Origin of the sequence: Streptomyces sp. NPDC002032, assembly GCF_042890765.1 — a bacterium.
GTDB lineage: Bacteria > Actinomycetota > Actinomycetes > Streptomycetales > Streptomycetaceae > Streptomyces.
In genome coordinates, this window is sequence record NZ_JBIASM010000002.1 from 73,295 (window position 1) to 85,574 (window position 12,280).

At 73.5% G+C, this 12,280-nt stretch carries 10 protein-coding genes and 1 pseudogene; 8 read left to right on the forward strand and 3 right to left on the reverse strand.

What is annotated here, in order from left to right; translation table 11 throughout:
* Nucleotides 1–154: 154 nt before the first annotated feature.
* A complete protein-coding gene (hutH, locus tag ACFYYT_RS04450; RefSeq protein ID WP_351823113.1) occupies nucleotides 155–1,696 on the forward strand; it encodes a histidine ammonia-lyase in 1,542 nt (513 codons plus the stop codon).
* Between the two features lie 118 nt (nucleotides 1,697–1,814).
* Here the strand turns inward: hutH and ACFYYT_RS04455 are convergent, their stop codons facing one another.
* Entirely contained in the window at nucleotides 1,815–2,153 is a 339-nt protein-coding gene (locus tag ACFYYT_RS04455; protein WP_351823024.1) for a hypothetical protein, read from the reverse strand.
* A 164-nt stretch (nucleotides 2,154–2,317) separates the two neighbouring features.
* Here ACFYYT_RS04455 and ACFYYT_RS04460 point away from each other — a divergent pair, with 164 nt between their 5' ends.
* The 5 genes from ACFYYT_RS04460 (at nucleotide 2,318) to ACFYYT_RS04480 (ending at nucleotide 7,570) form a co-directional block, all read left to right on the forward strand.
* A complete protein-coding gene (locus ACFYYT_RS04460; RefSeq protein WP_351823027.1) occupies nucleotides 2,318–2,602 on the forward strand; it encodes a hypothetical protein in 285 nt (94 codons plus the stop codon).
* Nucleotides 2,603–2,744: 142 nt separating this feature from the next.
* Nucleotides 2,745–4,004, forward strand: coding sequence for an Ig-like domain-containing protein (locus tag ACFYYT_RS04465; protein ID WP_351823030.1), 1,260 nt, complete (start codon nucleotides 2,745–2,747; stop codon nucleotides 4,002–4,004).
* A 224-nt stretch (nucleotides 4,005–4,228) separates the two neighbouring features.
* Nucleotides 4,229–5,743 carry an ABC transporter permease gene (locus ACFYYT_RS04470; protein WP_351823033.1) on the forward strand — a complete coding sequence of 505 codons (1,515 nt, stop codon included), beginning with the start codon at nucleotides 4,229–4,231 and terminating at the stop codon, nucleotides 5,741–5,743.
* Between the two features lie 146 nt (nucleotides 5,744–5,889).
* Nucleotides 5,890–6,567 (forward strand): ABC transporter ATP-binding protein, encoded by a 678-nt coding sequence (locus ACFYYT_RS04475; protein WP_351823116.1) that lies wholly within the window; start codon nucleotides 5,890–5,892, stop codon nucleotides 6,565–6,567.
* Nucleotides 6,568–6,601: 34 nt separating this feature from the next.
* On the forward strand, nucleotides 6,602–7,570 hold the full coding sequence (locus tag ACFYYT_RS04480; RefSeq protein ID WP_351823036.1) for a GNAT family N-acetyltransferase: 969 nt from the start codon (nucleotides 6,602–6,604) through the stop codon (nucleotides 7,568–7,570).
* 36 nt (nucleotides 7,571–7,606) lie between these two features.
* Here the strand turns inward: ACFYYT_RS04480 and ACFYYT_RS04485 are convergent, their stop codons facing one another.
* Complete coding sequence (locus ACFYYT_RS04485; RefSeq protein ID WP_351823039.1) at nucleotides 7,607–8,521, reverse strand: helix-turn-helix transcriptional regulator; 915 nt, start codon at nucleotides 8,519–8,521, stop codon at nucleotides 7,607–7,609.
* Nucleotides 8,522–8,725: 204 nt separating this feature from the next.
* Between ACFYYT_RS04485 and ACFYYT_RS04490 the strand changes: the two genes are divergently transcribed.
* Together ACFYYT_RS04490 and ACFYYT_RS04495 are read left to right on the forward strand one after the other, a co-directional pair.
* Nucleotides 8,726–9,772, forward strand: coding sequence for an NAD(P)-dependent alcohol dehydrogenase (locus tag ACFYYT_RS04490; RefSeq protein ID WP_351823042.1), 1,047 nt, complete (start codon nucleotides 8,726–8,728; stop codon nucleotides 9,770–9,772).
* A gap of 225 nt (nucleotides 9,773–9,997) precedes the next feature.
* Complete coding sequence (locus ACFYYT_RS04495; RefSeq protein WP_351823045.1) at nucleotides 9,998–12,175, forward strand: sulfatase-like hydrolase/transferase; 2,178 nt, start codon at nucleotides 9,998–10,000, stop codon at nucleotides 12,173–12,175.
* Between the two features lie 9 nt (nucleotides 12,176–12,184).
* Here the strand turns inward: ACFYYT_RS04495 and ACFYYT_RS04500 are convergent.
* Nucleotides 12,185–12,280, reverse strand: a pseudogene (locus ACFYYT_RS04500) (peptide-methionine (S)-S-oxide reductase); the annotation flags it as partial.

The window sequence follows — 12,280 nt, forward strand, 5'->3', positions numbered from 1 at the left end:
GCCCCGCGCGAGCCGCCCCCCAGGCGGGCCTCGGGGGCGCCCCGGACGGCCGGCTCCGAGCGAGGTTCCGGTAAGGGGCGCACCCCTGGCGGGATCGTGACAATTTTGGCTAGTGACAGGTTGGGATTCAGTCCGTAGGGTGCTGAATATGGATATGCACACTGTCGTGGTGGGGACGTCCGGGACCACCGCCGAGGACGTCATCGCGGTCGCCCGGGACAACGCGCGGGTCGAGCTGTCCGGCGAGGCGCTCGACGCCCTCGCCCACGCTCGCGGGATCGTCGACGCGCTCGCCGCCAAGCCCGAGCCCGTCTACGGGGTCTCCACCGGCTTCGGCGCCCTCGCCTCCCGGCACATCAGCCCCGAGCTGCGCGCGCAGCTCCAGCGCAACATCGTCCGCTCGCACGCCGCCGGCATGGGCCCGCGCGTCGAGCGGGAGGTCGTGCGCGCCCTGATGTTCCTGCGCCTGAAGACGGTGGCCTCCGGGCACACCGGCGTGCGCCCCTCCGTCGCCCAGACCATGGCCGACGTGCTCAACGCCGGGATCACCCCCGTCGTCCACGAGTACGGCTCCCTCGGCTGCTCCGGCGACCTCGCCCCGCTCTCCCACTGCGCCCTGGCGCTGATGGGCGAGGGCGACGCCGAGGGCCCCGACGGCACCGTCCGCCCCGCCGGGGAACTGCTCGCCGAGGCCGGGATCGAGCCCGTCGAACTGCGCGAGAAGGAGGGCCTCGCCCTCCTCAACGGCACCGACGGCATGCTCGGCATGCTGGTCATGGCCCTGGCCGACCTCGCCACCCTGTACACCTCCGCCGACATCACCGCCGCGCTGACGCTGGAGGCCCTGCTCGGCAGCGAGAAGGTCCTCCAGCCCGAGCTGCACGCCATCCGCCCGCACCCCGGTCAGAGCGCCTCCGCCGCCAACATGGCCGCCGTGCTGAAGGGGTCCGGGCTGACCGGGCACTTCCAGGAGGAGTCCGCTCCGCGCGTGCAGGACGCCTACTCCGTGCGCTGCGCCCCGCAGGTCGCCGGCGCCGGCCGCGACACGCTGGCGCACGCCGCGCTGGTCGCCTCCCGTGAGCTGGCCGCCGCCGTCGACAACCCGGTGGTGCTGCCCGACGGGCGCGTGGAGTCCAACGGCAACTTCCACGGCGCCCCGGTCGCGTACGTCCTGGACTTCCTGGCCATCGCCGCCGCCGACCTCGGCTCCATCGCCGAGCGCCGCACCGACCGCCTCCTCGACAAGAACCGCAGCCACGGCCTGCCGCCGTTCCTCGCGGACGACGCCGGCGTGGACTCCGGTCTGATGATCGCCCAGTACACGCAGGCGGCCCTGGTCAGCGAGATGAAGCGGCTCGCCGTGCCGGCCTCCGCCGACTCGATCCCGTCCTCCGCCATGCAGGAGGACCACGTCTCCATGGGGTGGTCGGCCGCGCGCAAGCTCCGTACCTCGATCGACAACCTGACGCGGATCATCGCCATCGAGCTCTACGCCGCCACCCGCGCCATCGAGCTGCGCCAGCACCTCACCCCGGCGCCGGCCAGCCGCGCGGCGATCGAGGCCGTGCGGGCGGCGGGCGTGGAGGGTCCGGGGCCGGACCGCTTCCTCGCCCCCGACCTGGCCGCCGCCGACGCCTTCGTGCGCGCGGGCGCGCTCGTGGCCGCCGTGGAGCCGGTGACGGGCCCGCTGGCCTGAGACGCCCGCTCGCCTGACGACGCCGGGGCGACCGGCAGCCGTACGAGGGCCGCGCCCCCGGGGATCCGATCCCCGGGGGCGCGGCCCTTCGCGTAGGGCGCAGTACGGCGCGGTACGGCTACTGGACGCGCGAGCGGCGTACGGAGAAGGCCACGAACCCGGCCCCCACGCCCAGGCAGAGCGTGCCGCCCAGCACGTACGGGGTGGTGTCGACGCCGCCGGTGTCGGCGAGCGAGAGGGTGACCACGGCGGTGCCCTCCTCCGGCTCGCCGGCCCCGGCGATGCTGCCGGTGCCCGTACCGGTGCCGGTGACGGTGCCCGTGTTGGCGGCGGCGGGCGCGCCGGAGGTGCCCGCCGGATGTCCGGGGGCCGTGGCGTTCGCCGACGGGACGAACCAGAGGGCGGCGAGGAGGGTGGTCGCTCCGAGAGCGGTGAGCAGCGGTCGAGGTGCGGACACGGTGCGATCCCCCTTGCGGAAGCAGCGAATTGGCCGTGTGGGCAGATGCTAGTGAAAGGGGCGGGTCGCGGGAAAGTCGAGGCTGTCGCGGGCTTACTCTCCGTCGTATGAACCCTTCTGAGACATCACGATACGTACGGCTTCGGGTGGATTTGGTGCTGGAGGTGACCGATTCCGATGCCCTGATCGGAGCGGCCCTCGCGCACATCAAGGCCGACGAGTTCATGCCTGACGAGGAGCGCGGGCACGCCGAGTCGGCCGTGCGGGAGGACGAATCGGAGGCCCTGGCCTACCTGGTGGACCCCACCGACCTGGTCGCGGAGCTGTCGGGAGTGGAGCTGGCGCAGGCCTCCTGGAGCAGCGAACCGGTCGAATACGACCCCGAGTCGCTGGAGTGGGACCTGGACGAGGAAGATGGTGACTTCGAGGAAGAGGCCGACAACGCCTGACCGTGGGGTTGCACACATCCGAACGGAATGTGGAACCGTTCCGCGTCGTAACGCGTTGTCAGGACGAGCAGGGGTTCACGCCCCTGCCCGGCCCGATCTCGGGAATGCAGCCTCGGGGTTTCCGGCAACGATGGAGTGACGTGTGAGGACGTACAGCAAGCGGCGGAGGCGGTCCCTGGTGGCCGTATCCGCCGTGCTCGGCGGCGTACTGATGCTCTCGGCCTGCAACGACGCGGGCAACGAGAAGGCAAAGGGCAACGGCGAAACGGGCAAGTCGCAGGCAGACGTGGACGCGGCGGCCGCCAAGGACACCTCCAAGGCGCGAATAGCCATCACGCCCAAGGACGGCGCGACCAACATCGGCCTGAACGACGCCACGAACGTCACCGTCAGCGACGGTACGCTCACCAAGGTCGAGCTGAAGACCACGGACGGCACGGCGGTGGCCGGCAAGATCTCCACCGACGGCAAGAGCTGGAAGCCGGAGGGCGCGCTCAAGCGCTCCACGAAGTACGCGCTGGCGGCGACCGCGAAGGACGAGGCCGGGCGCGAGGCGCACGAGAACGCCTCCTTCACGACGGTGTCCCCGGAGAACAGCTTCATCGGCTCGTACATCCCGGACGAGGGCGAGACGGTCGGCGTGGGCATGCCGGTCTCCATCACCTTCAACAAGCCGATCAAGGACATGAAGGCCGTCCAGGCGGCCATCACCGTCTCCTCCAGCAGCGGTCAGGAGATCGTCGGCCACTGGTTCGGCAACCAGCGCCTCGACTTCCGCCCGGAGGAGTACTGGAAGGCCAACTCCACCGTCACGCTGAAGCTGGCGCTGGAAGGCGTGCAGGGTGCTCCCGGCATCCAGGGCGTCCAGAACAAGACGGTCAACTTCAAGATCGGCCGGAGCCAGGTCTCCACGGTCGACACGAAGACGAAGAAGATGACGGTCACGCGGGACGGGCAGGTCCTCAAGACCATCCCGATCTCGGCGGGCTCCCCGGAGAACCCGACGTACAACGGCCAGATGGTGATCTCCGAGAAGTTCAAGGAGACCCGGATGGACGGCGCGACCGTCGGCTTCAAGAACGGTGAGGGCAAGGGCGAGTACGACATCAAGGACGTCCCGCACGCCATGCGGCTGTCGACCTCCGGCACCTTCATCCACGGCAACTACTGGGGATCCGATTCGATCTTCGGCAGCGTGAACACGAGCCACGGCTGCGTCGGTCTGAACGACTCCAAGGGCGCCAACGACCCGGACACCGCGGGTGCCTGGTTCTTCGACAACTCGCTCATCGGCGACGTGGTCACCGTGATGAACTCCCCGGACAAGACCGTCAAGCCCGACAACGGCCTCAACGGCTGGAACATGAGCTGGGCGGAGTGGAAGGCCGGTCCCTCGGCCTGATCCGCATCTGACGGCCTGACGGCCTGACGGCCTGACGGCCTGACGGCCTGACGGCCTGACGGCCTGACGGCCTGACGGTCTGATGGTCTGACAGCGCGACGGCTTTGACGCCGGACGGCGGGAACCCCACCAGGGGTCCCCGCCGTCCGGCTTTTCCGTGCTTCTCATCCGACTCTTACCCGCGCCTTATCCGGCCATCAGGGGTGCTGCCTAGTTTCGGCCGCATGTTCTTCACCTACCTCCGGCGCGAGTTGCGCCGCCGCCGGAAGGCCGCGCTCGTCGTCGCCTCCGGGCTCGCCCTCGGCATCGCCCTCGTCATCGTGGTCACTTCCGTCTCGGCGGGCATGAACGCGGCCCAGGGCAAGGTCCTCCAGTCGCTCTACGGCCTCGGCACGGACATGACCGTCACCAAGGCGCAGACCCCGCCGGGGGAGAACGGACAACCCTCCAGACCACGCTTCCAGTTCGACGCCAAGGGCGAGGGCGACGGGAACGCGGACGCCGAGCAGAGCCACGACATCGTGATGCCTCAGGGCTTCCAGACCCTCGACGCGGCCACCGTCGGGAAGGTGTCCGGCCAGAGCGGGGTCGCGCAGGCGGTGGGCGGCCTCAGCCTCCAGGTGATGAAGGTCAACGGCCAGTTCAAGCGGGGCGAGTTGAGGCACTCCCAGGGCGGTACCGGAACCGGCCGGGGCGGCGCGGGCGGCGGCGGCGCGGGCGGCGGCGGCGCGGGCGGTGGCCAGGGCGGTACGGGCGGTGGTCAGGGCGGGTCGGTCGAAGGCGGCGGCGCGAACTTCGACGTCAACTCCTTCTCCGTCTACGGCGCCGACGTGGCGCACCCCGCGCTCGGCCCCCTCACCACCTCGAAGATCACCTCCGGCCGCACCTTCCGGGCGGGCGAGGCCGACACCGCCGTCGCCGTCGTGGACCGTGCGTACGCCACCCAGAACAAGCTCGCCGTGGACGCCACGCTGACCATCAAGAACACCCCGTTCAAGGTCATCGGCATCGCCACCGCCGACAGCGGTGACGCCACCGCCAACGTCTACCTCCCGCTCCGGCAGGCCCAGACCCTCGCCGGGGCCGCCGACAAGATCACCACGGTCTACGTACAGGCCGAGGACTCCCAGGCCATCGGCTCCGTCAAGCAGGCCATCCAGAAGAACGTCCCCGACACCACCGTCACCACCTCGGCCGACCTCGCCGACACCGTCTCCGGGTCCCTCGCCACGGCCTCTTCGCTGGCCTCCACCGTGGGGACGTGGCTCTCCTACGCCGTTCTCGCCGCCGCCTTCCTCGTCGCCGGGCTGCTCACCTCCTCCGCCGTCTCCCGCCGGGTCAGGGAGTTCGGCACCCTCAAGGCGCTCGGCTGGACGAGCGGCCGCGTCACCCGGCAGGTCGCCGGAGAAGCCCTGGTCAACGGACTGATCGGCGGGGTGCTCGGCATCGGCGTCGGGCTCGGCGCCGCGTACGTGATCACTGCGGTCAGCCCCAGCCTCACCGCCCGGCTCGCGGGCGCCGGCGGCCGGGGCGGGGGCGGCGGGGCCCGCATGTTCGGCGGCGCCGCCCGGCGCACCGCCGGCAAGGCCCTGGACGTGGCCCTCACCGCGCCCGTCTCGCTCTCCACCATCGGCCTGGCCGTCGCCCTCGCGGTGGCCGGCGGCCTCGTCGCGGGCGGCTTCGGCGGCTGGTGCGCCTCGCGGCTGCGGCCCGCGGACGCCCTGCGCCGCGTCGAGTAGCCGGGCGCCGGCCCCGGGTGCCCGCCCGGCCGCCGCGTCCGCCCGTCCGCGCCCGCCCGTCCGCGTCCGCCCGTCCGCGCCCGTCCGCGTCCGTCCGTACGGCCACGCACGTGGCCGCGTACCCCCACAGCAACCGAGGGAACCAGATGTACCAGCTCACCGGAGTCACCAAGCGCTACCGGCGCGGCAAGGAAACCGTCGACGCGCTCGACGGTGTCGACCTGACCATCGAGGACGGCGGCCGGCTCGTCATCCAGGGCCCCACCGGCGGCGGCAAGTCCACCCTGCTCCAGATGCTCGGGGCGCTCGACCGCCCCACGGCCGGCCAAGTCGTCCTGGACGGGCTCGACCTGGCCACCGTCTCCGAGGCCCGCCTGACCCGCGTGCGCGCCGAGAGCATCGGCTTCGTCTTCCAGTCGTTCAACCTCATCCCGACCCTGACCGCGCAGGAGAACGTCGAGACGGCCCTCGTCCCCCTCCGCCTCAAAGCCGCCGAGCGGCGCGCGCGGGCCGCCGGGGCCCTGGAATCGGTCGGGCTCGGCGAGCGGACGGGACACCTGCCCGGCGAGCTGTCCGGCGGCCAGCAGCAGCGCGTCGCCATCGCGCGGGCGCTGGTGAAGAAGCCCAAGGTGCTGCTGGCCGACGAGCCCACCGGCAACCTGGACGAGTCCATGCGCGACGAGGTCATGGACCTGCTGGAGGGCCTCTGGAAGGAACACGGCCTGACCTTCGTGATGGTCACCCACGACAGCGCCCTCGCCCGCCGGGCCCCGCGCGTCGCGACCATCCGGGGCGGCCGGGTCACGGTGACCGAAAACCCCTGAGCGCACGCCCCGGACACCGCCTAGGGTCCGGGGCATGACGAAGATCAACGCACTGTCCGGGCCCCTGGCCGACGCCGAGGTGGACGCCTGGTGGGCGGTCCAGGTCGCGGCCCACGCCGTCGACGCGGCCGCCCTGCCCGGCCTGCCCCCTCCCGCCCGGGTGGAGGCGGCCGGGCGGCTGCGGGTGCCGTCCGCCCGGGGCCACGTCGCCCGCTGGGCCACCGCCGAGGGCGACGGGCAGGCCGCCCTGCTGCTCTTCACCGAGGAGGGCAACACCCACGCCGCGTTCCTCGACGAGCTGACCGTACGGCCCGACGCGCGCCGGCGGGGCGTGGGCACGGCCCTGTGGGAGCGGGTCCGCGAGGAGCTGCTCGCCCAGGGCCGGACCTCCGTCGCCACCGTCGCCGACCTCGGCGGGCCCGGGCAGGCCTTCGCCGAGTCCCTCGGGTTCCGCAACGTGCTGCCGATGGCCTGGTACGTCCAGGAGCTGCCGGCCACCGCCCCGGCCGCCCCCGCCACCCCCGGTTACGAGCTCATGGCCTGGTCCGGCCTGGTCCCCGACGCCTGGGCCCCGGCCCTCGCCGTGGCCCACGGGGCGATGCGGGACGCGCCGAGCGGCGACAGCGACGAGGCGTTCCGGCCCTGGACGGCCGAGCGGCTGCACGCCGCGCAGCGCCTCATCCTGGACCGGGGCGGGGAGCTGACGACCGTCGCGGCGCTCACCCCCGCCGGGGAGGTCGCCGCGTACACCGTGCTGGTGCTGCCGGACCCGCAGGGCCCGCGCGCACTCCAGTACGACACCGTCGTCGTCCCCGGGCACCGGGGGCGGGGCCTCGGCCGGGCGGTGAAGCTCCGGATGCTGGAGCGGGCCGCCGCCCGCCACCCGGGGCTGCGCCGCATCGGTACCACGGTGGCCGACGACAACGGCCCGATGCGGGCCGTGAACGAGGCCCTGGGCTACCGCCGCGAGCGCGGCGCGGGCCTCTTCCAGCTGGGGCTGTAGGGCTGTAGGGCTGTAGGGGGCGGGGGACGGGCGCTCTCAGCCCTGCTTCTCGGCCGGCGCGGGCGGCGCCGGGGAGGGGGAAGGGGCGGGGGAAGGGGCGGGGGAGGGCGCCGACCAGGAGGACAGCATCCGCAGGGCGTCCGCCGACGGGGAGCCCGGCTCGGCGTGGTAGGTCACCAGGAACTGCGCCGGATCGTCGGGCAGCGTCAGCGTCTCGAAGGACAGCGACAGCGCGCCCACCAGCGGGTGCCGCAGCTGCTTCACGCCGTGCGTCTTGTTGTCGGCGACGGTGTGCGCCGCCCACAGCCGCCGGAACTCCTCGTTCTTCACCGACAGCTCGCCGACCAGCGCCGAGAGCTGCTCGTCGTCCGGGAACTGGCCGGCGTACATGCGCAGGTTGCTGACCACCTCGCACGCCCGGCACTCCCAGTCCGCGAACAGCTCCGCCGTGGCCGGGTCCAGGAACACCAGCCGCACCAGGTTCCGCTCGGCCGCCGGCATCGCCCCGAAGTCCCCGAAGACGGCCGCGGCCAGCGGGTTCCACCCGATGACGTCCTGCCGCCGCCCCACCAGGTACGCCGGTACGCCGTCCATCGCCTCCAGCAGCGACCGCAGCCCCGGCCTGACCTGCTGCGGGCGCCTCGGGCGGCTGCGCTTGCGGGTGCGGGGGCTCGCCAGGTGGTTCAGGTGCGCCGACTCCGTGCCGTCCAGGCGCAGCGCCCGCGCGATGGCGTCCAGCACCTCCGCGGACACGTTCTGGCCGTGTCCCTGTTCGAGCCGGGTGTAGTACGCCACCGACACCCCGGCCAGCTGCGCCAGCTCCTCGCGGCGCAGCCCCGGCACCCGGCGGTGGCGCCCGTAGTCCGGCAGGCCCACGTCCTCGGGCCGCAGCCGGGCCCGGCGGGTGCGGAGGAACTCTCCCAGTTCGGCGCGCTGATCGAGGTGATCCATAGCGCAAGTATCCCCGGAGGGGATACCGGACGCGGGGGTCATCCTGACCCCGCCAGGGGTAGGTCCAGCAGTCCTAGGCTCGGCAGGGGGCTGGGTGGCCCGCGCCAAAAGCGGCATCGTGGGGCGCACCGCACCAACGCTGCACGGACGCCGCGGCCCGCTTCCACCCCCGGGCCGCGCGTCCTCGTCCGAGGAGATCACCCCATGTCCGTCACCCAGGTCGCCGCCTACGCCGCTCCCGCCCCCAAGGCCCCGCTGGAGCGCACCACCGTCCCGCGCCGTCCGGTGGGCGAGCACGACGTGCTCATCGACATCAAGTTCGCCGGCATCTGCCACTCCGACATCCACCAGGCCCGTGACGGCTGGGGCGAGGGCATCTTCCCGATGGTCCCGGGCCACGAGATCGCCGGGATCGTCGCCGAGGTCGGTCCGGGCGTCACCAAGTTCGCCGTCGGGGACCGGGTGGGCGTCGGCTGCATGGTCGACTCCTGCCGGGAGTGCGAGTACTGCCGGCGCGGGCAGGAGCAGCACTGCGTCAAGGGCATGACCGGCACGTACAACGCCGTCGGCAAGGACGGCGAGCCCACCTACGGCGGCTACGCCACCCACATCGTCGTCGACGAGAACTACACCGTCCGCATCCCCGAGGGCCTCGCCCTCGACGTGGCCGCCCCGCTGCTGTGCGCCGGCATCACCCTCTACTCCCCGCTGCGCCACTGGGGAGCGGGCCCGGGCAAGAAGGTCGCCGTCGTCGGCCTCGGCGGCCTCGGCCACATGGGCGTGAAGATCGCCGCCGCGCTCGGCGCGGAGGTCACCGTCCTGTCGCAGAGCCTGCGCAAGAAGGAGGACGGCCTGCGGCTGGGCGCCTCCCACTACTACGCGACGAGCGACGAGACCACCTTCGAGAAGCTCGCCGGCAGCTTCGACCTGATCGTCTCCACCGTCTCGGCGCCGCTGCCGCTGGACGCCTACCTGGGCCTGCTGAAGGTCGACGGCGCGTTCGTGAACGTCGGCGCCCCGGAGGAGCCGGTCTCGCTGAACCTGTTCTCCGTCATCGGCGGCCGCAAGACCCTGGCCGGGTCGATGATCGGCGGCATCGCGGAGACCCAGGAGATGCTCGACTTCTGCGCCGAGCACGGGCTGGGCTCGGAGATCGAGGTCATCGCCGCCGAGGAGGTCAACGAGGCGTACGAGCGGGTCGTGGCCAGCGACGTGCGCTACCGCTTCGTCATCGACGCCTCGACCATCTGATCCCCGGATCCCCGGATCCCCGGCTCCCCGGCTCCCCGGCTCCCCTGTTTTCCCCCGGACCGGCCCCCGCACGCGCGGGGGCCGGTCCGGCGTTCTTTCGGGTCCGGCGTTCCGGGCCGGCGTCCCCGCCCGCCGTCACACGTTCTTCATGCTCCGTGCATGGCCCCCGCCGGGCCCCGCTGCCGATGATCTGGTCACCGACCGTCCGCAGCCCAGGAGTCCGAGATGACCAGCCGCCGTCACTTCCTCGCCGGATCCGCCGCCGTGGGCCTCGCCGCGCTGCCCCAGCTCCCCGCGGCCGCACCGGCCGCGGCCGCCGGGGACGCGGCCGCGGGGAGCGCGGCCGCCGCGCCCCCGAACCTCGTGGTGGTCCTGGCCGACGACCTGGGCTACGGCGACCTCGGCGCGTACGGCCAGAAGCTGATCACCACCCCCCGCATCGACCGGCTCGCCGCCGAGGGCCTGCGCTTCACCGACGCCTACGCCGCGGCCGCCGTCTGCGCCCCCTCCCGCGCCGCCCTCCTGACCGGCCTGCACACCGGCCACGCCCCCGTCCGGGCCAACCCCGACAGCGGCGGCCAGGGCGCCCTGCGCGACGGGGACACCACCGTCGCGGAGGTGCTGCGGGCGCGCGGCTACCGTACGGGCCTGTTCGGGAAGTGGGGCTTCGGACCCGAGGCCGCCGACCAGCCCAGCCATCCGGCGGCGCGCGGCTTCGAGGAGTTCTACGGGTACATCGACCACGGCCACGCCCACGAGTACCGGCCCGCCTACCTGTGGCACAACGACGTCAAGGAACCCCTCGCCGCCGGCACCTACGCCCCCGAGGCCATCGCCGCCCGCGCCCTGGACTTCATCGACGCCCGCGCCGCCGGACCCGACCCCTTCCTCCTCTTCCTCACCCCGAACCTCCCGCACGCCCCCAGCGAGATCCCGGACGTGGGCGCCTACGCCTCCCGCTCCTGGCCGCAGGCCGACAAGGCGCACGCGGCGCAGATCAGCCTGCTCGACGCGCAGGTCGGCGCGGTCGTGGACCGGCTGCGGGCGCACGGGATCGCGGAGCGCACGGTGGTGCTGATCGCCTCGGACAACGGCCCGCACGAGGAGGGCGGGGTCAACCCCGACCTGTTCGACGCGAACGGGCCGCTGCGCGGCTACAAGCGCAACCTCTACGAGGGCGGCGTACGGGTTCCGCTGATCGCCTGGGCCCCCGGCCGGATCGCGGCGGGCACCACCAGCTCCCGCCCCACCCCGCTCTACGACCTCCTGCCGACCCTCGCCGACCTGGCGGGCGCCCCGGCCCCGTCCGACATCGACGGCCTCTCCGCCGCCCCCGTCCTGGCGGGCGCGGGCGCGGTGGCCCCGCTCCACGGGCACCTGTACTGGTACCGCGACGAGCAGGGCGTCACCGCCCGGGCCAACGCACAGGACGCGGGGCGGGCGAAGCGGGTGGCGGAGGCGGTGCGCCAGGGCCGCTGGAAGGGCGTGCGGTTCGCCCCGGCCCGGGACCGCGGCGCCCCCGACGGGCAGTGGCAGTTCGAGCTGTACGACCTCGCGGCGGACCCGGGGGAGCAGCGGGACGTGGCGGCGGCGAACCCCTCGGTGGTGACGTCCCTGACCAGCCTGCTGCGGTCCTCCTGGGCCGACGCCTACCCGCGCCCCGGCTGGGGCCTGACGGTGGCCTCCGACGGCGTCTCGGTGACGACCCGGCTGGCCAACGGCACCGCCCGCGCCTGGCCGGACGTACGGGTCGAACTGGCGCTCCCGGCCGGCTGGACGGCGGTTGCGGGCGGCCCGGTGACGGCGGCGTCCCTGGCCCCGGGGGCGGCCCTGACCACCCTCTGGACCGTGACGGCGCCCTCGGCGGCGGCCGGCCTGGTGACGGCCTCCGCCACCACGTCGGCGTTCCGCTTCACGGCGTCCACACGCTTCACCCCGCTCCCGGCGCCGCCCACCGCCGACGCCTACCTCAGCGACCTGCCCTGGGTCTCGGCCGCCAACGGCTGGGGCCCCGTCGAACGGGACAGCTCGAACGGCCGCAAGGAGGCGGGCGACGGCACCCCGATCGCCTTCGGCGGCGTCACCTACGCCAAGGGCCTGGGCGTCCACGCCCCCTCGGAGGTCGTCTACCACCTGGGCGGCCGCGCCGACCGCTTCACGGCGCTGGTCGGCATCGACGACTTCTCCGCGCGGCAGTCGTCAGCCGGAGCGACCCGCGCCCTCGTCCGCGCCGACGGCCGCACCCTCCTGACGACGGCCACCCTGACCGCCGCCACGGGCCCGGTGGCGCTGGACCTCGACGTCCGCGGCGTCCGCCTCCTCCACCTGGTGGTGGAGGACGCCAACGCCAACTCCGCCTTCGACCACACCTCCTGGGCCCGCGCCCACGTCACGGTCCGCTGACGGGCGGGATCACTCGGCGGTGGCCACGCCGATCGGGCAGGAGACGCCCGTCCCGCCGATGCCGCAGTACCCCGCCGGGTTCTTGTCGAGGTACTGCTGGGGGTA

Excerpts from the sequence above, each read along its gene's own strand:
- hutH (WP_351823113.1), top strand. The coding sequence starts at position 155 with ATGCACACTGTCGTGGTGGGGACGTCCGGGACCACCGCCGAGGACGTC.
- ACFYYT_RS04470 (WP_351823033.1), top strand. The coding sequence starts at position 4,229 with ATGTTCTTCACCTACCTCCGGCGCGAGTTGCGCCGCCGCCGGAAGGCC.
- ACFYYT_RS04475 (WP_351823116.1), top strand. The coding sequence starts at position 5,890 with ATGTACCAGCTCACCGGAGTCACCAAGCGCTACCGGCGCGGCAAGGAA.
- ACFYYT_RS04480 (WP_351823036.1), top strand. The coding sequence starts at position 6,602 with ATGACGAAGATCAACGCACTGTCCGGGCCCCTGGCCGACGCCGAGGTG.
- ACFYYT_RS04485 (WP_351823039.1), bottom strand. The coding sequence starts at position 8,521 with ATGGATCACCTCGATCAGCGCGCCGAACTGGGAGAGTTCCTCCGCACC.
- ACFYYT_RS04490 (WP_351823042.1), top strand. The coding sequence starts at position 8,726 with ATGTCCGTCACCCAGGTCGCCGCCTACGCCGCTCCCGCCCCCAAGGCC.
- ACFYYT_RS04495 (WP_351823045.1), top strand. The coding sequence starts at position 9,998 with ATGACCAGCCGCCGTCACTTCCTCGCCGGATCCGCCGCCGTGGGCCTC.